This window comes from Streptococcus sp. 27098_8_69, from assembly GCF_041432445.1.
Taxonomy (GTDB): domain Bacteria; phylum Bacillota; class Bacilli; order Lactobacillales; family Streptococcaceae; genus Streptococcus.
The window spans coordinates 1-24,600 of sequence record NZ_JAPVZO010000014.1; the positions used below are offsets into that span (position 1 = coordinate 1).

Annotated in this window: 14 protein-coding genes and 1 pseudogene; 9 read left to right on the plus strand and 6 right to left on the minus strand. The window is 41.0% G+C overall.

All coding sequences use genetic code 11. The features are described 5' to 3' along the window. The 3 genes from O3658_RS06160 to ruvB all read right to left on the minus strand — a co-directional run. On the minus strand, window positions 1–5,659 hold a 5,659-nt coding region (locus tag O3658_RS06160), incomplete at its 3' end, for an accessory Sec-dependent serine-rich glycoprotein adhesin (RefSeq protein ID WP_371560076.1). A gap of 680 nt (window positions 5,660–6,339) precedes the next feature. After that, entirely contained in the window at window positions 6,340–6,912 is a 573-nt protein-coding gene (locus tag O3658_RS06165) for a nucleotidyltransferase family protein (protein WP_371560077.1), read from the minus strand. Then, a complete protein-coding gene (gene ruvB, locus O3658_RS06170) occupies window positions 6,893–7,891 on the minus strand; it encodes a Holliday junction branch migration DNA helicase RuvB (protein WP_371560078.1) in 999 nt (332 codons plus the stop codon). The genes O3658_RS06165 and ruvB overlap by 20 nt, the downstream gene beginning before the upstream one ends. A gap of 126 nt (window positions 7,892–8,017) precedes the next feature. On the opposite strand from ruvB, the pseudogene O3658_RS06175 reads away from it, so the two are divergent. Continuing rightward, window positions 8,018–8,083, plus strand: a pseudogene (locus O3658_RS06175) (type I toxin-antitoxin system Fst family toxin); the annotation flags it as partial. A 1,348-nt stretch (window positions 8,084–9,431) separates the two neighbouring features. On the opposite strand, the gene O3658_RS06180 reads toward O3658_RS06175, so the two are convergent. From O3658_RS06180 to leuS, 3 genes are all read right to left on the minus strand, one after another. Beyond that, on the minus strand, window positions 9,432–9,848 hold the full coding sequence (locus O3658_RS06180; protein ID WP_371560080.1) for a GNAT family N-acetyltransferase: 417 nt from the start codon (window positions 9,846–9,848) through the stop codon (window positions 9,432–9,434). Window positions 9,849–9,859: 11 nt separating this feature from the next. Further along, window positions 9,860–10,552: a GNAT family N-acetyltransferase gene (locus O3658_RS06185; protein ID WP_371560082.1), complete on the minus strand. Its 693-nt coding sequence runs from the start codon at window positions 10,550–10,552 to the stop codon at window positions 9,860–9,862. Between the two features lie 280 nt (window positions 10,553–10,832). Then, window positions 10,833–13,334: a leucine--tRNA ligase gene (gene leuS, locus O3658_RS06190; RefSeq protein WP_371560084.1), complete on the minus strand. Its 2,502-nt coding sequence runs from the start codon at window positions 13,332–13,334 to the stop codon at window positions 10,833–10,835. Window positions 13,335–13,483: 149 nt separating this feature from the next. Between leuS and O3658_RS06195 the strand changes: the two genes are divergently transcribed. From O3658_RS06195 to pbp1b, 8 genes are all read left to right on the plus strand, one after another. Continuing rightward, on the plus strand, window positions 13,484–15,133 hold the full coding sequence (locus tag O3658_RS06195; RefSeq protein WP_371560086.1) for a sensor histidine kinase: 1,650 nt from the start codon (window positions 13,484–13,486) through the stop codon (window positions 15,131–15,133). Further along, window positions 15,126–15,896 carry a response regulator gene (locus tag O3658_RS06200; protein WP_153225280.1) on the plus strand — a complete coding sequence of 257 codons (771 nt, stop codon included), beginning with the start codon at window positions 15,126–15,128 and terminating at the stop codon, window positions 15,894–15,896. Before O3658_RS06195 ends, O3658_RS06200 begins: the two co-directional genes overlap by 8 nt. A 113-nt stretch (window positions 15,897–16,009) precedes the next feature. Further along, window positions 16,010–17,056, plus strand: coding sequence for an ABC transporter substrate-binding protein (locus O3658_RS06205; protein ID WP_301392152.1), 1,047 nt, complete (start codon window positions 16,010–16,012; stop codon window positions 17,054–17,056). Window positions 17,057–17,068: 12 nt separating this feature from the next. Further along, window positions 17,069–18,160, plus strand: a complete 1,092-nt coding sequence (locus tag O3658_RS06210; protein ID WP_371560089.1) for an ABC transporter ATP-binding protein — start codon at window positions 17,069–17,071, stop codon at window positions 18,158–18,160. Continuing rightward, window positions 18,150–19,808 carry an iron ABC transporter permease gene (locus O3658_RS06215; protein ID WP_049528395.1) on the plus strand — a complete coding sequence of 553 codons (1,659 nt, stop codon included), beginning with the start codon at window positions 18,150–18,152 and terminating at the stop codon, window positions 19,806–19,808. Before O3658_RS06210 ends, O3658_RS06215 begins: the two co-directional genes overlap by 11 nt. Before the next feature lie 190 nt (window positions 19,809–19,998). Then, the gene (locus O3658_RS06220; protein WP_371560091.1) at window positions 19,999–21,015 is read left to right on the plus strand and encodes an NAD(P)H-dependent glycerol-3-phosphate dehydrogenase; all 1,017 of its coding nucleotides are present in this window, start codon (window positions 19,999–20,001) and stop codon (window positions 21,013–21,015) included. 21 nt (window positions 21,016–21,036) lie between these two features. After that, window positions 21,037–21,936: a UTP--glucose-1-phosphate uridylyltransferase GalU gene (gene galU / locus O3658_RS06225; protein WP_371560093.1), complete on the plus strand. Its 900-nt coding sequence runs from the start codon at window positions 21,037–21,039 to the stop codon at window positions 21,934–21,936. A 147-nt stretch (window positions 21,937–22,083) separates the two neighbouring features. Beyond that, complete coding sequence (gene pbp1b, locus O3658_RS06230) at window positions 22,084–24,594, plus strand: penicillin-binding protein PBP1B (protein WP_371560095.1); 2,511 nt, start codon at window positions 22,084–22,086, stop codon at window positions 24,592–24,594. The last annotated feature ends 6 nt before the right edge of the window (window positions 24,595–24,600 follow it).

Here is a 24,600-nt window from a genome sequence, read left to right on the forward strand (position 1 = left end):
TCGCACTTGTCGATGCTGACTGGCTAGCTGATGTGCTTGCTGATTGGCTCGCACTGGTCGATGCTGACTGGCTAGCTGACGTGCTTGCTGATTGACTTGCGCTTGTTGATGCTGACTGGCTAGCCGACGTGCTTGCTGACTGACTTGCGCTTGTTGATGCTGACTGGCTAGCTGACGTGCTGGCTGATTGACTGGCGCTGGTTGATGCTGACTGGCTAGCTGACGTGCTTGCTGATTGACTGGCGCTTGTTGAAGCTGACTGGCTAGCCGACGTGCTGGCTGATTGGCTCGCACTGGTCGATGCTGACTGGCTAGCTGATGTGCTTGCTGATTGACTCGCACTTGTTGAAGCACTTTGGCTTGCAGACGTGCTGGCTGATTGGCTCGCACTGGTCGATGCTGACTGGCTAGCTGATGTGCTTGCTGATTGACTTGCGCTTGTTGAAGCTGACTCAGATGCACTGGTCATTGCACTTACTGATGCACTGGTTGAAGCAGACACTGACGCACTGGTTGACGCTGATGCTGACTTATGATCCGAATCTGACAAATCAGGAGTTACTGTGTTTTTTGTTCCGTCTTTGTAGGTAATCGTTACAGTTCCATTGCTATCAATATCGTACGATTTAATACGGAAATCTGTTGCAGGGTTAGACGTCTTCACTGCATTAAGAATCTTATCAAGGTCTTTTCGAGTCAAGGAAGTTAGATTAGAAACCTGGACAGCATCTTTTGGTTTAACACCTGGGAATTTTTCGTTCAGTTTCCCTTGTGCTACTACAGTCGTTACTCTACCCGTATTATCTGATAAGTCTGTAGCATTAGTTCCACGAGTCCATTTGTTTCCATCTTTATACTGTACATTTTCTCCATAAGTAGCAGTGTACTCTAGCACTTTTGGAGTTGTCGCCGAAGCTTCAGTGGTAATATCCTTAATTCCTAGTGCATCATCATCTGAAGAATAGCCATCTTGGAAAATACGACTGATATCAGAAGTTCCATCGTTTAATTTCAGAGTTTTAATCTTACCACTATTATCTTTAGCAGTTAAAACAACTTTAATCTTGTCGCCTGCGAAGACTTCGTAACCGCTGACTCCTGGACGAACATTATTCTTAATCGATTGTTTTTCCCATAGGCCAGTTTTATCGTTCTTAATATAAAGTTCAAAAGTTACTTCAGGTGCTACAGTTTCCTTGGTAATCGTCTTCGTCGTTGTAGCTGAAGTCAAGGTTTCAGTTCCACCACCCGGTAGACTGACTGTCTTCTCTTGCTTAACAGTTACATCACCTGTTGGAAGAAGACCGTTATTGCCATCATAAGCATCCTGCAACTCTGTCGGCTCAAATGTGACACTTGTTTCATTGTCCTTAGCAGTCTTGGTGAATGTATGACCAGCTAATGTTAATGTTACAAGAGCTCCAGGTGTGACATTGGTCACAACAATTGAACGATTTGGCAAGCCGCCAGTTTCATTGGTAGAATTAACTGAGATAACTGGCGCTTGTGGGTTTACCTTAATAGTCACGTCTACTGTTCTACTATTTCCAGGAGCTCCACTATAGGAACCTTGCGGAAGAGTGACTGTAACTTTTTTCGTATAAACCCCAGGGTTTGCCAGCATAGCATCATCAGGAGCCTGGACCCAACTAAAGGTTGTTCCTGTTGGGAAGGATACACTTTCGTTCGAATTTTTAAGTGCCTCTCCTGGATTTTTAATAATCTCTGCTAATGGAGCCTTATTCCCCACAGTTGTAACATACTCCTGTTTAGCTACAGGATCAACAACTGTATAATCAAAGCTTATCTGACTTGTCAAGGCAGGATTGCTTGTTGAAACATCTCCAAAACGTCCTTTTGGATAAGTGGCAATTAGCGTATAGGTTGTATGGTGACTGACAGGTTCCAGATTCACAACCTCTTTAGTCGTATACCATACTTCACCAAAAGTCGGGGTCCCAACATCAGTTGTTTGTTCAGCCCCTGTGTTATTTAACTTATATTTATAAGACCATTTGGTTCCTGTTGGAAGTTCATTAACATTGGTATACAAATCAGTATGTCTACCCATATTATTAGCCCAATTTCCTCCAGAAACTCTACTTAGATTATCACCTGTCGTTCCTTTAAAGGCATAAAATTGACCTGTCACACCATTGTAAGTCTTGGTTTCAACTTTCGGATAAACAGTATAGTTAACTGTTACATCATCAGTAGAGCCATCAGAATAAGTAACCCGTGCAACTGCACTTTTTGTCCCAGCAGATGTGTTGTCAATGCGACTAACCCATGAAACAGTCGTTCCTTGAGGGAGCTGTCCTCCGCCATCAAGCTGGACAAAGTTCGTAGCATCGTTTAAATCCGTTGCCGTTTCACCAGTATAGGTATAAATAGTCGATGCCTTCGCTACAGCAGTATATTTATCAGTCTGGCTTTTGATTACAAATTTGACATAACCATTGTCGGTTATACCGTTTTTTGCATGGTTACTATCAGAGGTGTTTTGGTCATCTGTTGCCATTAAATAGCGTTCAAATGATGCTAACGGTACATTTTTTGCTAGAGTGCCTGTAAGGGTAATCTTTGCATCCGCCTGATCTGTCAAATTTGTGATTGGAGTTGAACGATTGAGACCGGTATATCCTGCATAGTTTGTACCATTAGCATTGTCAGCTGTACCTTGCATTTCAAACTTCAATGAAGAAATCTTGCCAGAATCATCAGTTGCTCTAAAGGTTACATTAACTTCTTCCCCACGGTATAGATAGATTTCCTTAGTTGTAGCATTATCATAATGAATCTCCAGTTTTGGTCGTTCATTGACTGTAACATCTCGAGAAATAGTATTGCTTGTTAAATCCTTATAAATAATCTTTGCAGTTCCATCGCTTGCAACTTCAATGTCTTTGATGCGGTGAACTGTCTTATCATTCTTAGCGTAGATGGCATTCTTGACATCTGTCTTTTCGTTATCTGTTAAACTGTTTTTATTTACTACAGGTGTAAAGTCAGGATTTGTTACTTTAAGACGGTCTTTCAGTTGTCCTTGGGTGATACGAACATTGCCAGTACCATTCACTCTGTTGAAGTTGCCTACTTGGTCAGTTGCAACTGCATTCCGTTGCCAAGTATGTCCTGAGTTCCACTCCAGATTATCATTCATATGAGCGTCGACTGTGATAGTCGCAGGACTTTCTGGCGTAGCTGTGATATTTCCTGTCAAGAGCCCTACAGTTCCTGTACCATAGTTAGAACCTTCAAAGTAGTTTTCTCTCAACCCTGGTTGGTTCCCATCTGCTCTAGGTACAATCTTGAACTCTCTTAATTTACCACTATTATCAGTCGCAGTAAATTTAACGGTGAAATCATCACCTGCATAGACAATATGTTCCATCCCACGACTAGAGTCGGGACTTTGAGTAGCTGTAATCTGCTGACCACCACGTGTCACGGTTACAGCAGGTACAGGCACCTCAGTTTCCGCTCTTACGTTAGCTCGAACGACATCCACAGTGTTATCACGATAAGTAATAGTGATTTCACCCGTATTAGACACCGTTATTTCGTGATTACCTTCAGAATTTTTCTTGTAATCAGAACTGTTGAGGATAGTGGCATTTTTACTATTGTTCCTAAAGTTTTCAAGAATTTGAGCTCTCTCAGTCTCGCTCAAAGATGACGGATTGTTAACCGTAACAGTATCACCACTCACAGGATTTTGTCGCTCATTGAACCCTCTGATATTGAGAGTCATACGTGCCGTAGTTGATTGATTGTCAGTATCTGTTACAATATATTCAAGAATGTGCGCGCCAGTAGCAAACGGCTTCCATGTTCCATTGTCTCGACCAATCGTACCTCCCATATTTACCGTATAAAGCTTTGGATGATAGAGAAGCGCACCCCATTGATTATACACACCAAAATCACCAAGGACTCCCCGTTTACTCTTTGGATAATTAGGAGCACTTAAACCTGTGATGATTGTATTATTAGGTCCTTCAGCTAATGTTTTCAACCCCTTGTCATCACGCATCGACAAGTTGATTGTGGAAATAGAATCGTCATTATAATAGGTGACATCTGCAGGGAAACTAATGGTAGGTGGTTTAGATGCTGCACGGTTATAACCTGCTTCACCAGTCGTAACGGTTGAGCTCATTGAGCCACTATAATTCCCAGAAGTGTCAGCACTTGTGAACGGTTGACTACTTGTCGCCACTCGAGCATTCAAAGTAGCTGCGTTAGAACGATTGTTTACCGTCGCATACACCAATATTGTCGCTTCAAGGTTTCTATTCAAATCATGGCGCTTGTTGAATACATACTCATTACCAGAACCACCACGTTTTTCCATTGGTTGTCCATTGAAAAGAACATGAGTGATGGTTGTGTTTCTATCCACCTGCGCGATCAGACCTGCGTAATTAAGCGGACTCTGCGAATGCATTTTGATTGTCCAGACAACCTCACGATTAGAACTTGAATAACTACCTTGACCAAGTTGAGCTGTGGTGTGATTGTTTACTGCAATCGGAGAAAGGCCTCGGAGATTTTCTCCCGTTGCCATTGGTTTCCCATTACGGCTATCACGTTGGCCAGAGGTTGCACGTGAAACCGCATTGGCGATAGAGTTGCGAGCTGAAGTAGCTGTCTTGACAACTGTTCCTAGGTCAGCATTTGGATCCTTGAGAGCAGACTCAATCTCAGCAATAGCAGATTTCACCTTAAGAATGGCTGAGCTTGTATCTGGAAGGTCCACGGCTTTAGCTAGGTATTCTCCCATTTCTGCTGAAAGTGCTGCCAGTTTCTTACGGTCTTCTGCTTGCTTTTTAGCGCTCACTTCTGCAGTCGTTGTCGCAGCAAGAGTCGCTGTTGTGGTTGCTGTCAGACTCGCATTTTGACTTGTGAAGTTTTCTGCAGTTGAAAGAGAACTAGAAAGATCAGGATTGACCTCAACATTGCTAGCGTCTACTGTAGTTCTTGATACTCTGTCGTTACTGATAGTGTTTTCGCTAGAAACCCTTTGTGAACCTTCTACATGCGAAACCTCAGAGCGAGAACTGCTTGCAACAGTTGAAGCACTATCTGATGTTGAGGCAGAATCGTTCAATGAAGATGAGATACTAGCTGAAGTTGAAGATGAAACACTGGCACTAGTGCTAGCTGATGTTGAGGCACTTACGGACTCGGATGCACTTGTTGAGGCCGAAATAGAGGCACTTGTAGAAGCAGAGATTGAGACACTCTCACTAACAGAGGTAGATGTTGAAACAGAAGTTTGTTGCTCATCATCTTTATTGACCGTTCCCAAAACAACCTGATCAGAATTCACTAGATTGTCAGTACCATCCACGACTTTCTCTACAGCCAGCTGTTCATTGGCATGGACTTGCGTATGAGTGGCAACTCCACCACCAACAACGGCCCCCGCGGCAACTATCCCCTTGAGGACATCTATCCCAGTTAAAGAAGTTGAGACACGATCTTCCACAACTTCAGTTGTCACCTGAGCAGTATCAACACCACCACGAAGAACCTTGAACAAACCAAAAAGAGAGGTAGATGCTCGAAGCCAGTGTTTCCCTGACTTGATCAATTTATACCTCGTTACTCGGTCTGTTTCTCTATATCGTCCTTCCTGACGTCTAAAAAACATGATTTTTCTCCTTGAGTTCATTTTTTATAAAAAACTAAATACCAAAACATCCTTAAGATACACAGCCACGTTACATGGATATTTTCTCTTTTTTCACCCTGACAAGCAATGGTGTAGTCTTAAAAAATTTTTGATATAGAGCTCAATCTATAACACTTTATTATAGCACACTATAGGCTTCTTTGTCCAAAGATTAAGTTGAAAATAGATTAACACAAACGCCTTGAACTTTTTGTAGATTTTCCCTGATTGTAAGATTCTTTTTTGTCCAATAATCATCTGTTTACCTTTAAAAAATCAAATATTATTGTTAAAAATCAGTAGGATGAAATAAAATATAGTGGATTAAAATAAGATATGAACAGAGAAATTAGGAAAGCCAAACTAATTTCTAGAAATATCTTTAGCAGTTGTACTGTACTGTTCTAGATTCAATCTACTATATAAACAAATTAACCAGAAAGAAAAGTCAGATCAATTTCTAGCAATGTTTAAAAATCCGTAGCGTACTATTCTAGGTTCAATCTACTATATGTCGAATCATTGATCCATCAAAAAAAGCCGCCTGATTGGGCGACTTAATTTTTTATAGGGAGATTATTATGAAAAAGTTTTAGGAGTATAAGTTAAGGTCTTTTTAACTTATGAGATAAGTATACAACTCCTAACTTAAAGTTTCCTTAAGTATTTTTAACTGTAAGATTTTTCCATTTTTCTCGCCAGTTTTTCTTAGATAAACGCTTTTGATAGAGCTTCATTCGGTCTTGATTTTCTAAAAAATGAGGAGTCGGACGAACTTGAAAGTTCAAAATATCCTCCAAACCATAAGGGGTAAAGAGCTCTAAAGCTGCGTCAGCTTGCAAGCGAAGTCCTACTGCCGTACAACGCTCTGGATACTTACTCATGGCATCGCAGGAATTTCTATACGGAGGCGTATGGGGACTATGCTGATGCATATAGACCTGATTTTTCAGCTCCCACTGATACCGAGGAAAGTCCTCCCTCAACTTGTTCTCTATAACCAGCGTTTCTTCGTAACTCACATCTGGGTCAAAGAAAATCACATCCACATCCGTTTCACGATCAAAAGCTGGCTTATCTGACAAGAGATTCCAGATAAAATTTCGGACCGAACCAGCTGCTAACCAGGAATCTTTCAACTCCAAGTCACGGATAATAGTCAGAATAGCCATCATATCAGAATTTTCTCTAAAATAGTCTAAGATTTCAGTCTTATTTTTCAATGTATTCATACCCCAAATGTTCATAAGCCTTAGCTGTCGCCACCCGTCCAGAACGAGTTCGCATGATAAAGCCTTTCTGGATAAGGTAGGGCTCGTACATGTCTTCTACCGTCTCACGCTCTTCGGCGATATTTACAGAAAGAGTTCCTAGACCGACAGGACCTCCACCGTACATCTCAATCATGGTGCGGAGAATTTTCTGGTCCACATAGTCCAAGCCTTCATGGTCTACATCCAGCATGGTCAAAGCCTTATCCGTAATCACATCATCGATAACCCCATTCCCCATAATCTGGGCAAAATCTCGCACGCGCTTGAGGAGACGATTGGCGATACGAGGAGTCCCACGACTACGGAGGGCCAACTCAGAAGCTGCCTCGTGAGTAATTTCCATCTCAAAAATATCTGCCGTCCGCTCGACAATCTCTGTCAAGTCATCATGGGCATAATACTCCATGTGGCCAGTAATTCCAAAACGTGCACGAAGTGGATTTGAAAGCATCCCTGCTCGTGTCGTCGCACCAATCAAGGTAAAAGGTGGCAATTCCAGATGGACACTGCGACTACCTTCCCCCGCACCAATCATGATGTCGATGTAGAAGTCTTCCATAGCACTGTAAAGCACCTCTTCCACCGACATGGGCAAGCGATGAATCTCATCAATAAAAAGAACATCTCCTGGCTCCAAATCATTCAAAATCGCAACTAAATCACCGGCTTTTTCGATAACAGGACCAGACGTTTGCTTGAGATTGACTCCCAGTTCATTGGCAATGACAAAAGCCATGGTTGTTTTCCCGAGACCTGGAGGGCCAAACAAAAGAACATGGTCCAGCGCCTCATCACGCATTTTTGCAGCTTCAATAAAGATTTGAAGCTGATCCTTGACCTTGTCCTGACCGATATATTCACGTAAATATTGGGGACGGAGGGTACGCTCCACCAACTCCTCATCACCCATGATTTCATTATCTAAAATTCTACTCATGTTCCTATTATAGCAAAAATCCAGCCTACAAACAAAAAAGCCACCTGATTTGGTAGCTCCCGAGTTTAGACATAATATTCTACCGCACTGCTACACCGCCTACGAAAGAAGGTGAAATAGCCCATGATGGAACTAATCATTAAAACTATCATCGGACCAATTGTGGTCGGTGTCGTTCTTCGCTTATACTCAATGAAAATCAAAGAGCAAACTAGGAAGCTAGCCACAGGTTGCTCAAAGCACAGCTTTGAGGTTGCAGATGGAAGCTGACGTGGTTTGAAGAGATTTTCGAAGAGTATTAGTCGATAAATGGTTAAACAAGAACAAATAGTGTCAAAAAAGACCCCAAGCTTATTTGGTCGTGAGCTTGGGGTCTTTTCTAGCCTATGATATAGACACAATACTTAATTCCCTTTTATTATCCCATAGTTCACAAAATTTGTCAAAGTTTTACTCCCTTGTCCAATAAGACTTTCAACATTAAGAGAACCTTAGGAATTATCAAAGAAAACAAAAGATTACATCACTATCAATGAACATGGGCGCTCATCAACTCAAATTAGTCAAACCAACATTTTAATCCATTAAATGAAACGACAGACTTACACATAATGTACCACTTCTTCACATTATTTCACGAGTTCCAACCGAGCAGTTTGGGAAGGTACTAGGCCATACAAAAATCTATATGACAGATCGTTATAACCAAGTTGAGGACGAACTTGCTGAAGCGACAACAGACCTATTTCTTAGTCATATTCGCTAAAAAATCCCCGCTAAAATCTCAAAAAGTCCCCGCCAATTCCCCGACCAAAATCCGAAAAATACCGAAAAATATCGAAAAATGATTTTTAGAATAGTCCCAAAAAGCCTGAAATAGAGCCAAAAAACTCCACCTGATTTGGTGGAGTTAAGGGAGATTATTATGAAAAAGAAAAGTTTAGGATTTCTATTAAATAAAGTTAGGAGGTCTTTATTTAATAGTTACATGATACAAGAAAAGTCTTAAAGTTAACTTAAGATTTTCTAGTTTTTACTTTTGTTCAAAAATAATAAATACTAAGTAAAAATTGCTAAAAGCAAACAAGAAAAAAACCACCAAATTGGGTGACTTTATTAGGAGATTATGATGAAAAAAAGTTTTAGGATTTCTATTAAATAAAGTTAGGAGGTCTTTATTTAATAGCTAAATGATACAAGACAAGACTTAAAGTTAGCTTAAGAATTTCTAGTTTTTACTTTTGTTCAAAAATAATAAATACTAATTAAAAATTGCTAAAAGTAAACAAGAAAAAGCCACCGAATTGGGTGACTTCATTAGGGAGATTATGATGAAAAAAAGTTTAGGATTTCTATTAAATAAAGGTTACTCAATGAAAATCGAAATCAGACTAGGCAGAGTGACGCAAGCATAACTAAAGTTAGGTAAGTCGACTCTAACGAAGTATGGTGAGATTTTCGAAGAGTATTAGGAGGTCTTTATTTAATGATTACATGATACACAAGCAGACTTAAAATTAGCTTAAGTGAAAGAATTATTTTAATTTTTTCGATTCACCCAAATCATGCCCGTACACTGGAAACTAGATAAGGTTTCAAAACCTAAGAAACGATAAAAGGCTAGCGTTTTTTCAGACTCATCTGTCGCTAGTTGGATTTGGTAGGTATCTTTATAATCGGATAAAGCCTGCTTCATCAAGGTGCTGCCAATTCCTTGACGCTGATAAGTAGGCAAGACGATCAAATCCTGGACAAAAACCGAAGAAAAACCGTCTCCAATCAAGCGAACTAGACCAACGATTTTCTCACCATCACGCGCTAGATAAATGGACAGTGAATGAGTCAAAGCCTGGGCTAACATTTGAGGCTGATTGGTATAATTTGTCCAACCAACTGCCTGGTAGAGATGCAAAACGTCATCAAGTGAAACAGATGTTTCTTTTGTAATCTTAATCATAGCAAACCTTTCTAACATTCCCGCAAAGATTTAATTTGATACCCATTTTCATCAAAATTATCCGGACGCAACCACGCTTCAAAACGAGATTTAACCTTTGGCCAGTCCTTATCAATCATAGACATCCAATCCGTATCTCGAGTCCTTCCCTTGTAGATAACCGCTTGACGGAAAGTGCCTTCGTAGATAAAACCCAAACGTTCTGCTGCTTTTCTAGAAGGTAGATTTAGTGCATCACATTTCCACTCATAACGGCGATAGTTAAGCTCTTCAAAGACATAACGAGCAAGCAAATAGTGGGCTTCTGTTCCCATTCTTGTCTGTTTGAGAGCCGGCGAAAAGGTCACCGCGCCAACTTCAATCACGCGATTGGCTTGGTCAATACGCATGAGAGAAAAAGTCCCCAGCGCCTTTCCAGTAACTTTATCGATAATCACATAATAGAAGCGATCCTTGCGCTCCATCATCTGCTTTAAAGCGATGATTAATTCTTCAAGATTTTCTACTGGTGGTTGAAAGAGATAGGTCCACATGTCACGAGGGCTATCTGGACCATAAACAGCTAACAAATCTTTCGCGTGCTTTTCCACTGAAAGAGCTTCTAGAATCGTATACTGTCCTTCTATCCGTACAAGTGACGGTAAAACTCCAGGTGTATCGTCTACAGGTTCACCGATCATCTGACCATATTCATTTACTGGCATAGCTTTCTCCTTATCTTACTCTTATAAGTTTAAAGATGTGAATAGTATATCACATCTCACAGGTAATCTACAAAAAATCCTCCAGAACTTAGCTCTGAAGGATTTTTAAATTTATTTCGTTACGATATTTACGAGTTTAGTTGGCTCAAACAGTTTGGGGAACTGTTTGAGGTTGCAAATAAGCAAATAAATTGGTTATTTTACAACAATGTTAACCAATTTAGTTGGCTTCAATAGTCCAGTGGACTATTGAAGGTGGCAGATAGGGCTAATAAACTCGTTATTTTACAACGATATTAACGAGTTTATTAGGGACACTAATCACTTTCACGATTTCCTTGCCGACAATTTCTGCCTTAACTTTTTCGTCAGCTAGAGCGATTTCTTGCAATTCTTCACGTGAAAGGTCCTTCGCAACCATAAGTTTAGCACGGACTTTTCCTTTGATTTGAACGACGATTTCGACTTCGTCTTCAACCAATTTGCTTTCGTCCCATGTTGGCCAAGCCACATAAGAGATAGACTCACCTGTTGCTGCGACTGTTTGCCAGAGTTCTTCTGCCAAGTGAGGTGCAAATGGGGCAATCAATTGAATAAAGCCTTTGGCATAGTCCACATAGAGTTTGTCTTCCTTGTTAGCAGCGTTGACAAAGACCATGAGCTGGGCAATGGCTGTGTTGAATTTCATAGACTCGATTTGCTCTGTAACAGATTTAACGGTTTCGTTGTAAACCTTGTCAAGAGCGCCATTGTTTTCCGCAACGATTTCTTTACTTGTAATCAAACGGTAAACACGGTCAAGGAATTTACGGCTTCCTTCCAGACCTTCTTCAGACCAAGCGATGGAAGCATCAAGTGGTCCCATGAACATTTCATAGACACGAAGGGTATCCGCACCGTATTGTTCCACCACATCGTCTGGGTTGACAACGTTCTTGAGGGATTTGGACATCTTAGCTGGTGCTTGCTCCAACTCTTCCCCTGTTTCCACATGGAAGAATGAACCGTCACGTTTTTCAACCTTGTCAGTTGCCACAAGTGCGCCACGGTGGTCACGGTAGCTTGTTCCCAAGATCATTCCTTGGTTAAAGAGTTTTTGGAATGGCTCTTTAGTCGGTACAACACCAAGGTCATAGAGGAATTTGTGCCAGAAACGAGCGTAAAGCAAGTGAAGCACGGCGTGTTCTGCACCACCCACATAGATATCTACTGGCAACCATTGTTTGAGAAGGTCCTCATCGGCTAATTTCTCAGTGTTGTGTGGATCGATATAGCGGAGGTAGTACCAGCTTGAACCAGCCCATTGTGGCATGGTGTTTGTTTCACGACGACCCTTGACACCATCTTCACGAGTCACTTCAAGCCAGTCTGTCAAGTTGGCCAATGGGCTTTCACCAGTACCTGAAGGGCGGATGTCCTTGGTTACTGGCAAGACAAGTGGGAGTTCACTTTCTGGAACAGCTGTTGAAGTACCATCTTCCCAATGAATGATTGGGATTGGTTCACCCCAGTAACGTTGACGGCTAAAGAGCCAGTCACGAAGACGGTAGGTAACCTTTTCTTGACCAAAGCCTTTTTCTTCCAACCAAGCCACAATTTTAGCAATGGCGTCTTCTTTATTCAATCCATCTAGGAAGTCAGAATTAACATGAAGGCCATCTTCTGTGTAGGCAGCCTCTTCAACGTTTCCACCTTCCAAGACTTCTACGATTGGTAGGTCAAATTGTTTGGCAAATTCCCAGTCACGTTGGTCGTGGGCAGGTACAGCCATAACAGCACCTGTTCCGTAGCTAGCAAGGACATAGTCAGCAATCCAGATTGGAATTTCCTTGCCATTGACAGGATTGATGGCATAAGCTCCAGTCCAAACTCCTGTTTTTTCCTTGGCAAGGTCAGTACGAGCCAAGTCAGACTTGAGGCTAGCTTGGTGTTTGTAGTCAGCTACAGCCCCAGCTTGTTCAGGACTTGTGATAGCGTCTACCAAGTCATGCTCAGGAGCCAAAACAGTGAAGGTCGCACCAAAAAGGGTATCTGGACGTGTCGTAAAGACGGTGAATTCCTTGTCTGTTCCTTTCACCTTGAAAGTGACATTGGCACCAGTTGATTTCCCAATCCAGTTGCGTTGCATGTCCTTGATAGACTCTGGCCAGTCAAGGTCATCCAAGTCGTTGAGCAAGCGTTCTGCATAGGCAGTGATTTTAAGCATCCATTGGCGCATTGGTTTACGGACAACCGGATAGCCACCACGCTCAGATGTTCCATCTGGAAGCACTTCTTCGTTGGCGATAGCTGTTCCCAATTCCTCAACCCAGTTTACTGGCACTTCAGCTTCATAAGCCAAGCCTTTTTCGTAAAGCTTAGTGAAAATCCATTGCGTCCACTTGTAGTAGTTCGGATCTGTAGTATTGACTTCACGATCCCAGTCGTAAGAGAATCCAAGCGCATTGATTTGGCGTTTGAAGTTAGCAATGTTTTCCGCTGTAAATTCCGCTGGGTCATTTCCTGTATCCATAGCATATTGCTCTGCAGGCAAACCAAAAGCATCCCATCCCATTGGGTGAAGGACATTGTAGCCTTGCGCACGTTTAAAACGGCTGAGGATATCAGTCGCTGTGTAACCTTCTGGGTGTCCTACGTGCAGACCTGCTCCAGATGGGTAAGGGAACATATCAAGCGCATAAAACTTAGGTTTTGAAGCGTCTGTTCCTGTCTTAAAAGTGTGATGGTCAGCCCAGTATTTTTGCCACTTAGGCTCGATTTCTTTATGATTGTAAAAACTCATAGCGTCTCTCCAATTTTCGTGATGCTCCTATTATACCATTTTTAAGGGGATTTAGTCTCTTTCTTTTCAACTCTTTTCTCTTTTCACCTTGCCTTCCATTTTCAATACTGCTATACTTACTTTAGTATGCTCTTCATAAGAGGTAATTTATGGCCCATTCTTTTAAACATTCTCTCCAAAAAGAGATTCTTCACCGTAGTTCTTTGGCTGCTTTGGCGACCTCGTTTTTACTCCTCATTCTCCTGTTTGGTTTTTCCTATTTCCTGCAAAAGCAACAACTCACCAAGGATACCCAACAGATCGTCCAGCATGTTCGGAACATGAAACAAGCGAACTATCAATTACTGGAGACCATGAATCAAAAAATGGTTCCAGAATTTTTAGAGGGTAAACACACTGACCGAGAACTCTTTAGTCTATTTTATGAAACAAAAGCTCAACTGAAACTCAGTTCTGATTTTATTATCCTTGACGACACAGGAGAACTTCTCTTTAGTACCAATCGCAACCATCAAGAAACTATTTTAGCTCCTTATTATTTAAAATTGTTAATTCAAAATCCGATTCAAGGAACTATTACAGAAAAGGTTGCTTTGTCAATAGATAAACAACATTACGCACTCTTCATTATGCCTATCGTTCAAAATCAACGAGTTAAGGCTTATAGCATTTCTTTTGTAAATGAAAATGAATTTGTGTCCAGTATCCCTCTTATCAATTCAAAATACGCCATTACAGATACTTTTGGAAACATCTACTCTAGTAATACCAATCAATTTACTCAATCAACTCTGGAAAAATTTGATGAAAAATTACTCCAGTCTAAAACTCATTGGTACGTTGAAAATCCACTTCTGATTGAAAAACGTAAAATTGAACCGATTTTCTCAATCTACACCTTTCAATCTTTCTTTCCCATTCCGAGTTTACTAGGGCTTGCTTCTGTCTTAACACTCTGTATCTTTCTATTATACTTCTGGCAGGCAAGACGAATTGCTTATAAAATCGCGACGCACAATGCCGGCCCTATTGAAAGTCTGGTCTATCAACTACAGGAAATCCCCAAGAAAAAGGACAAGAAGCTCACTCTCCATACTGGGGATGAATTTGAACTGATTGCTGAGAAAATCACCGATATGCTCCAAGAGTTGGATGAGCTCCATCAAAAGATGTTGACCATTGAGAAGGAAAAGTGGATCTTTGAAAGAAAGATGCTGGAAGCTCAGTTTAATCCTCACTTCCTCTACAATACCTTGGAAACCATTAAAATCACGAGTATGATTGATGCTAGTATTACTCAAGAACTTATTCAAAATCTCACGCGCATCCTGCGATATAGTGTAACTGAACTAGAAAAAGAAACGACTCTTGGGCAGGACCTAGAGATTATCGAAGCTTATCTGAAAATCCATCAGATTCGATTTGAACATTTTTCTTATCAGATTAACTGTTCTGAGAATCTACATTCCCAAACTATTCCGAAACTTTTCCTATTACCCCTTGTAGAAAATGCTCTAAAATACGGAAGGCAGTATCGTATCGACCTTGCCATCTCTATCCAAATTACTCAAGAGCAGGAAGCATTGATCTTTATCGTTAAGGATAATGCTGGTGGTCTAACCAAACAAGAACGTCTACACATCTTAGAATCCTTGGACAGTCCACATACACAGCACGGTATTGTCAATAGTTACAAACGATTGAATAACTTTTTTGAAAATGTCGAATTGGATTTAGGAGTGAACCCGCAAGGTGAAACCTGGGTAAAATTTGTCACGAAAGGAAGAACGCATGTTTAAGCTAATCATTGTCGAAGATGAACACCTGATCCGAAAATGGCTTGAAATTGCCGTCGACTACTCAGCCTTGGGCATTCAAGTCGTTGGAACTGCAAGTCACGGACAAGAAGGCATGGAGTTAATTCAAAAAGAGAAACCACACATCGTCCTGACAGACATTACCATGCCCATCATGGATGCTTTTATGATGTTTGAAGCGACTCGTTCACTCTCATATGAAAAAGTGATCCTCTCTGGTTACAATGATTTCCAAAATGCAAAAAAGGCCATGCAATTCGGAGCAGTAGACTTCCTTCCAAAACCCATAAATGTCGTAGAATTAACAGAGTGTTTAGAAAAAATAACTTTGCGCCTCAAGATGGATCAACACCAAACCAATCCATTTTTACATGACTACCAAGCCTTTGTTACGTCGCTTCAAAAAATCAATCCTCAAAACCAATTGATTCAACAAATTCTCGAATTTGTCCACCAACACTACTACCTACACTTTACCATTTCTACCATTGCAGAGAATCTAGGCTATAGCGAAAGTTATCTCTACAAGGTTATCAAAGAAGACTTCCCTATCACCTTGAACGAATACATTCTTCAGTATCGTTTAAAACAAGCCGTTGAAAAGATGAGTCAACATCCTGATTCCCCTCTTAGCCAAATCGCTGAAGAAGTCGGCTTTTCAGACTATAAATATTTTGGTAAAGTTTTTAAGAAATACTTTCATATCTCTCCTAAAGAGTTAAAATCCATTGGAAGAATAGTTTAGACACTGTTCTTCTTTTTTGTAGAGAATTTTACCCCATTAGGATAGAATTTTAGGTTTTAAAAACGCTTTCATTACTTTACAATAGAGGTAACAAAACTATGGAGGTATCCATCATGAAAAAGAAATGGATGTATTATGCTGCGTGTGGACTTGCTATTTTGGGGCTTGCTGCCTGCTCTTCTGACGACGCTTCAGGAGAAAAGGCAACTGAAAATGGAGGAAGCGATACTCTAGTAGTCTACTCCCCAAACTCAGAAGGATTGATTGGAGCAACTATTCCTGCTTTTGAAGAAAAGTATGGCATCAAGGTTGAACTCATTCAAGCAGGAACAGGTGAACTCTTTAAAAAACTAGAATCTGAAAAAGAAGCCCCTGTGGCAGATATCATCTTTGGTGGTTCCTATACCCAATATGCTACCCACGGGGAACTTTTTGAAAATTACGTATCAACGGAAAACGATAATGTAATCAAAGAATATCAAAATACAACTGGCTACTCAACTCCTTATACATTGGATGGTAGTGTTTTGATCGTCAACCCTGACTTGACTAAGGGGATGAATATTGAAGGTTATAGCGACCTCATCAAACCAGAACTCAAAGGAAAAATCGCAACTGCAGACCCAGCCAACTCTTCTAGCGCCTTTGCTCAACTAACAAACATGTTACAAGCTGAGGGCGGCTATACAGACGACAAGGCTTGGACTTATGTCAAAGATCTCTTTACTTTGATTGACGGTAAAATCGGCTCAAGTTCATCTGGCGTTTACAAGGCCGTAGCAGATGGAGAAATGGCTGTTGGTCTTTCTTACGAAGACCCCGCAGTGAAACTTCTAAACGACGGAGCTAACATCAAGGTTGTTTATCCAAAAGAAGGTACTGTCTTCCTGCCTGCTAGCGCTGCTATTATTAAAAACGCTAAGAACATGGAAAACGCTAAGAAATTTATCGACTTCATCATTTCTCAAGAAGTCCAAGACACGCTTGGTACAACAACTACTAACCGACCAGTTCGTAAAAATGCTAAAACTAGCGAAAACATGAAACCAATCGAACAAATTAAAACACTAACTGAAGACTATGATTATGTCATCAAAAACAAATCAGATATCGTGAAGAAATACAACGAAGTCTTTACAGATATCCAATCTAAACAGTAAAAGAGGTTAACTATGAGTGAGATCAAGATTATTAATGCCAAGAAAATTTATCACGATGTAGCTGTTATCGAAAATCTAAGCGTGACCATTCCTAAGGGGAGCCTTTTCACTCTCCTTGGGCCTTCAGGCTGTGGGAAAACAACCTTACTTCGTATGATTGCAGGTTTCAATAGCATCGAAGGAGGAGAGTTCTACTTCGACGATACTAAAATCAACAACATGGAACCTAGCAAGCGAAACATTGGGATGGTTTTCCAAAACTATGCAATTTTCCCACATTTGACAGTGCGTGATAACGTTGCATTCGGGCTCAAGCAAAAGAAAGTTCCAAAAGATGAACTCATTGAACAAACAAATAAATACCTTGAGTTGATGCAGATTGCCCAGTATGCTGATCGTAAACCAGATAAACTTAGTGGTGGTCAGCAACAACGGGTTGCACTAGCACGTGCCTTGGCTGTTAATCCTAGCGTTCTCCTCATGGACGAACCCCTCAGTAACCTAGATGCCAAACTTCGCTTGGATATGCGTCAGGCTATTCGCGAAATTCAACACGAAGTTGGTATTACCACTGTCTACGTAACCCACGACCAAGAAGAAGCTATGGCTATTTCTGACCAAATTGCTGTTATGAAAGACGGTGTTATTCAACAAATTGGTCGTCCAAAAGAGCTCTACCACAAACCAGCAAATGAATTTGTCGCAACCTTTATTGGTAGAACAAATATAATCCCTGCTCGTTTGGAAAAGCAAGCTGACGGAGCTTACATCGTTTTTGAAGATGGTTATTCTCTTCGTATGCCAGCACTAGATCAGGTGGAAGAACAAGCTATTCATGTCAGCATTCGTCCCGAAGAATTTATCCGTGACGAAAACGGACCAATCGATGGAACAATTACTGATAGTGTCTATCTTGGACTTAATACCGAATACTTCATTGAGACAGGATTTGCTTCAAAACTTCAGGTAAGTGAAGAATCTACATTTGAAGAAGATTTGAAGAAAGGAGATCGCGTTCGTTTGCGTATCAATACTCAAAAACTCAATGTTTTCTCTGAAAATGGTTCGCGCAATCTCATAAAAGGAGTCAGCCATGGAGCGTAAAAAACTAAATATCTGGACGGCGTCTTCCTTCTTCATCTTCCTTACTTATCTTGTTTTTCTAGTCTATCCAATTGTTACGGTATTAAAACAGGCACTGGTACATGAAGGTCATTTCTCATTAGAAAATTTTGTTACTTTCTTTAGCAAATCTTACTACTCTGAAACCCTTATCAACAGTTTCAAGGTTTCTGTAACTGCAACAATCACTTCTGTCCTTGTTGGTACCTTGCTAGCTTATCTCTTTTCAATGTATGACTTCAAGGGAAAGAAGTTTTTACAGATATTAATCATCATCGCATCCATGTCAGCTCCCTTTGTAGGTGCCTATTCTTGGATTCTATTGCTGGGAAGAAACGGGGTCATCACAAAGTTTCTAACCAACACACTTCACTTGCCAGGTCTTGACATCTACGGTTTCAAAGGTATTGTGCTTGTCTTTACACTTCAACTCTTCCCTCTCGTCTTTCTTTACGTAGCTGGGACTATGAAGAGTATCGACAACTCCCTCTTGGAAGCTGCTGAAAGCATGGGATCTTTCGGTCTAAAACGAATTGTAACAGTCGTTTTACCTCTCTTAGTTCCAACCTTACTAGCAGCTGCACTCCTCGTCTTTATGAGAGCCTTCTCGGACTTTGGTACTCCGATGTTGATTGGTGAGGGATATCGTACCTTCCCAGTCTTGATCTATACACAGTTTATCAGTGAGGTAGGAGGCAACTCCGCCTTCGCATCAGCCTTAGCAATTATGGCGATTACAATCGCCCTAGTTATCTTCCTCATCCAAAAGTACGTTTCAAATCGCTACAGTTTCAGTATGAACTCGCTTCATCCAATTGAACCTAAGAAAACGACAAAAGGGAAGATGGCTGCTATTTATGTGACAGTTTATGGCATTATCTTATTCTCTGTTTTGCCTCAAGTTTACTTGATTTATACATCCTTCCTGAAAACATCTGGTATGGTTTTCGTCAAAGGATATTCACTAAACAGCTATAAGACTGCCTTTAGCCGTATGGGATCTGCTATTTTTAATACCATTCGTATCCCTCTCCTTGCCTTGGTTCTAGTTGTTGTCTTTGCGACCTTCATCTCCTACCTTGCAGTTCGCAAACGCAACCTATTTACCAACTTAATCGATAGTCTTAGTATGGTACCTTATATCGTACCAGGAACTGTACTCGGTATTGCCTTTATCTCTTCATTCAATACAGGCCTCTTCGGAAGTGGTTTCCTGATGATTACTGGAACAGCCTTCATCTTGATTATGTCCTTATCTGTCAGAAGACTTCCTTATACCATTCGTTCTTCAGTTGCAAGTTTGCAACAGATTGCTCCTAGTATTGAAGAAGCAGCAGAAAGTTTGGGAAGTAGTCGTCTCAATACCTTTACTAAAATCACAACCCCAATGATGCTTTCAGGGATCATCTCAGGAGCAATCCTTTCATGGGTAACAATGATTTCGGAACTATCTACTTCCATTCTCTTATATAACGTTAAAACTAGAACAATGACCGTAGCTATTTACACTGAAGTACTTCGTGGGAATTATGGTGTGGCCGCAGCCTTATCTACTATTCTCACTATCTTGACAGTTACTTCCTTGTTACTATTTATGAAAATTTCTAAAAATAACAGCATTACGCTCTAGTTTTTTTCCTACTAAAACAGCCAATTCCCCCTGGCTGTTTTTTATATCTCCACTTTTGATTTTCCCGAATCATCACCTTCGATAAATACAGATTCCTATCAATAGGACATATCTTAGCTAGTTATATAGATGCAAGATAGTGCTTTTTATGGTAGAATATAGGAAAGTGCTTTCTCAGAAGGAGGAAAATATGAACAAACAAACCATCGCTGTTTTAGGGCCTGGTTCTTGGGGTACCGCACTGTCACAAGTTCTTAATGACAACGGACACCAAGTACGTATCTGGGGAAATATTCCTGATCAAATTGACGAAATCAATACACAACATACTAACAAACGCTATTTTAAGGATACTGTATTAGACGAAAAAATTGTTGCCTATCATGATTTGGCAGAAGCCTTGAAGGGTGTTGATGCTGTCTTGTTTGTGGTGCCAACCAAGGTGACCAGATTGGTAGCTCAACAAGTGGCTGCTGTTTTGGATCATAAAGTGGTGGTCATGCATGCTTCAAAAGGCCTCGAACCCAATAGCCATAAACGCCTTTCAACCATCCTAGAAGAAGAAATCCCTGAAGAATTGCGTAGTGAGATTGTGGTTGTATCTGGTCCTAGCCATGCAGAAGAAACGATTGTACGTGATATTACCTTGATTACGGCTGCTTCTAAAGATTTACAGACTGCTCAATATGTTCAAAAACTCTTTAGCAACCACTACTTCCGCCTTTATACCAATACAGATGTGATCGGAGTGGAAACAGCTGGTGCTCTTAAAAATATCATTGCCGTTGGTGCAGGTGCCCTTCATGGACTTGGATTCGGGGATAATGCAAAAGCTGCTATCATCACGCGCGGTCTGGCAGAAATTACTCGTCTGGGGGTTAAACTTGGAGCAAATCCATTAACTTACAGTGGTCTTTCTGGAGTTGGGGATTTAATCGTTACCGGAACTTCTGTCCACTCACGTAACTGGCGTGCAGGAGATGCTCTTGGGCGTGGCGAAGCCTTGACAGATATTGAAGCAAATATGGGAATGGTCATTGAAGGAATTTCAACAACCAAAGCTGCTTACGAATTGGCGCAAGAACTTGGAGTTTATATGCCAATCACCCAAGCCATTTACCAAGTTATTTATGAAAATGTTAATATTAAGGATGCCGTTTCTGAACTCATGAGCAATGAGTTCAAGGCAGAGAACGAGTGGTCTTAGTCACCGTTAGAAAGGAAGCTCATGAAGCAAAAAGTTAGAAAAGCCGTTATCCCTGCTGCGGGACTTGGAACTCGTTTCCTACCTGCAACTAAAGCTTTGGCCAAAGAAATGTTGCCAATCGTAGATAAACCAACCATCCAGTTTATCGTTGAAGAAGCTCTTAAATCTGGAATTGAAGATATTCTTGTGGTAACAGGAAAGTCAAAACGCTCTATCGAAGATCATTTCGACTCAAACTTCGAGTTAGAATACAACCTCAAGGAAAAAGGAAAAACCGACCTTTTGAAGCTAGTTGATGAAACAACTGGTATGCGTCTTCACTTCATCCGTCAAACACACCCACGTGGACTCGGAGATGCCGTCTTACAAGCCAAAGCTTTCGTCGGAAACGAACCCTTTGTGGTCATGCTTGGAGATGACCTCATGGATATCACTAATGACAAAGCTGTGCCATTGACCAAGCAGCTCATGAATGATTATGAGAAGACTCATGCTTCTACTATCGCCGTAATGCCTGTCCCACACGAAGAAGTTTCTTCATACGGTGTTATCGCTCCTCAAGGAGAAGGAAATGACGGTCTTTACAGTGTTGAAACCTTCGTTGAAAAGCCAGCACCTGAAGACGCACCAAGTGATCTAGCCATTATTGGCCGTTACCTCCTCACACCAGAGATTTTCGGTATTCTTGAAAATCAAACACCAGGAGCAGGAAATGAAATCCAGCTAACAGATGCTATCGATACCCTCAACAAAACCCAACGAGTATTTGCTCGTGAGTTTAAAGGTTCTCGTTACGATGTCGGAGACAAGTTTGGATTCATGAAGACTTCCATCGAATACGCTCTTAAACACCCACAAGTCAAAGACCACTTGAAGGACTACTTGATTAATCTGGGAAAAGAACTTTCAGGAGAAAAATAACAATTTGTCAAACAGTCAGATTTAACTTAAATCTGGCTTTTTTGATGTCTAAATTTCGAACTCCAATCCCTATCCAAAGCCCTGTTTTAAGCCTAATTTCTTGCAAGAGATGCTTTTATGGTATAATAATAAAGAGTGAGGAATTCTATGAACAAACATGTAACAAGAATCAAAGAAAAAGGACTGGCCTTACTTGGGTCTCTAAAATTAACAATTTCTAAAATGAATACAAAGAAAAAGAGTGGAAAAAATTCTAAGAAGAAAAAGCAAACGCAAACACCATTCGATATCTGGACTTTATTTGCAAAAATTTTACTTGGAATAAAGGCAACTTTTAACACACTTTTCATCCTAGCTTTTATTGGCGGTCTCCTTGGAACAGGGGTTGCCTTGGGGTATGCTGTTTCTCTCTTTGATCAAGTTAGTGTCCCTCAAACGGAGGATTTGATCAAGCAGGTCAATAATATTTCATCCATCTCTGAAATCCGCTATGCAGATGGTTCCATGATTAGCGCTATCGAAAGCGATCTACTGCGCACATCTGTATCATCAGATGCCATCTCAGAGAATCTCAAGCAAGCTATCGTTGCAACCGAGGATGAACACTTTGCAGAGCACAACGGTGTCGTTCCTAAAGCTGTCATTCGTGCCAGTCTAGGAAAATTCATCGGACTTGGTTCTTCCAGTGGAGGATCTACCCTAACACAACAGCTCATCAAACAACAAGTAGTTGGTGATGCTCCTACGCTTGCCCGTAAAGCCAGTGAAATCGTTGACGCCTTGGCCTTAGAAAGAGCCATGAGCAAGGACGAAATCCTAACCACCTATCTCAACGTCGCTCCTTTTGGTCGTAACAATAAAGGTCAAAATATCGCAGGGGCTCAACAAGCTGCCAAAGGGATTTTTGGAGTGGATGCAAGTAAACTGACCATCCCTCAAGCGGCTTTCCTAGCAGGTTTACCACAAAGCCCTATTTCCTACTCACCTTACGAGTCTACTGGTGAGATGAAGAGCGAAGAAGATATTGAACTCGGTATTAAGCGCTCCAAAGATGTTCTCTACAATATGTATCGAACAGGAGTCCTCAGCCAGGAAGACTATGAAACCTACAAGTCTTATGACATTAAGCAAGATTTCTTGCCAGCAGAAAATGCCAGCGTAACTTCTAAAGGCTTCCTCTACTTCACTGCACTCGATGAAGCGACGAACCTCATGTATGATTATCTAATCAAAAAAGATAACGTCTCTGCACCAGAACTAAAGAACGAATCTATCCAGAAATCTTATCGTGAATTAGCCAAAAAAGAAATTCAAAACGGCGGCTATAGTATTACAACTACTATTGATAAGGCTATTCACACGGCCATGCAAGATGCGGTAGCAAATTACGGCTACCTGCTAGATGATAGTTCAGAGCAACCTGAAGTTGGGAATGTCTTGATGGACAATCAAACTGGGGCGATTTTAGGTTTTGTAGGTGGGCGAGATTATCAGACCAATCAAAACAATCACGCCTTCGATACCAAACGTTCCCCTGCCTCCACTACCAAGCCACTCTTGGCCTACGGTATTGCTATTGACCAAGGGCTCATGGGAAGCGCTAGTATCTTATCAAACTATCCAACCAATTTTTCCAACGGGAATCCTATCATGCACGTTAATAACCCAGGTACAGCAATGATAGACCTTAAAGAAGCTCTGAATTATTCTTGGAACATTCCAGCCTACTGGACCTATCAGCTACTTCTTCAAAAAGGGGTTGATGTTCGTTCCTACATGGAAAAGATGGGCTATGAAATCCCTGAATACGGCATCGAAAGTCTACCTATGGGGGGAGGAATCGATGTCACTGTAGCCCAACATACAAATGGCTACCAAACCTTGGCTAACAATGGTGTTTACCATAAGAAATACATGATTTCAAAAATCGAGAAGACCAGCGGCGAGGTTATCTATGAGCACAAAGACGAACCTGTACAAGTCTACTCTAAAGCAACAGCAACGATTATGCAAAGTCTACTGAGAGAGGTTATTTCATCCCGTGTTACTACAACATTCCAAAATAATCTTACTGCTCTCAGTCCAAGTTTAGCAAATGCCGACTGGATCGGAAAAACTGGCACAACCAATGAAAATGGTGATATGTGGCTCATGCTTTCCACTCCAAAACTAACTCTGGGGGGCTGGATCGGGCATGACGATAATAGATCATTAGAAAAATTAGCTGGGTACACCCGTAACGCTAACTACATGGCTCATCTGGTAAATGCCATTCAACAAGCAGCCCCTTCTGTTTGGGGGACAGAACGATTCAACCTTGATTCAAGTGTCACTTCATCTCAAGTCCTCAAATCAACTGGTCAAAAGCCAGGAAAGGTGACTATCAATGGGAAAGAAATTAATCTGAGCGGAGAAACGGTGACTAGCTACTGGGCAAACCAAGCTGGTGCTCCAACTACTAGCTACAAATTTGCTATTGGTGGAAGCGATTCTGACTACCAAAATGCTTGGAACACCATTTTAGGAAGTCTGCCTAAAGCATCTTCTTCCTCATCAAATAATAGCAGTAACAATAATCGTAATAATACTTCTAATAGTAACGGGAACAGTAATAGTAGCTCTAGTTCCAATAGCAGAAGCAGCAATCAACAGCGCTAACTAAAC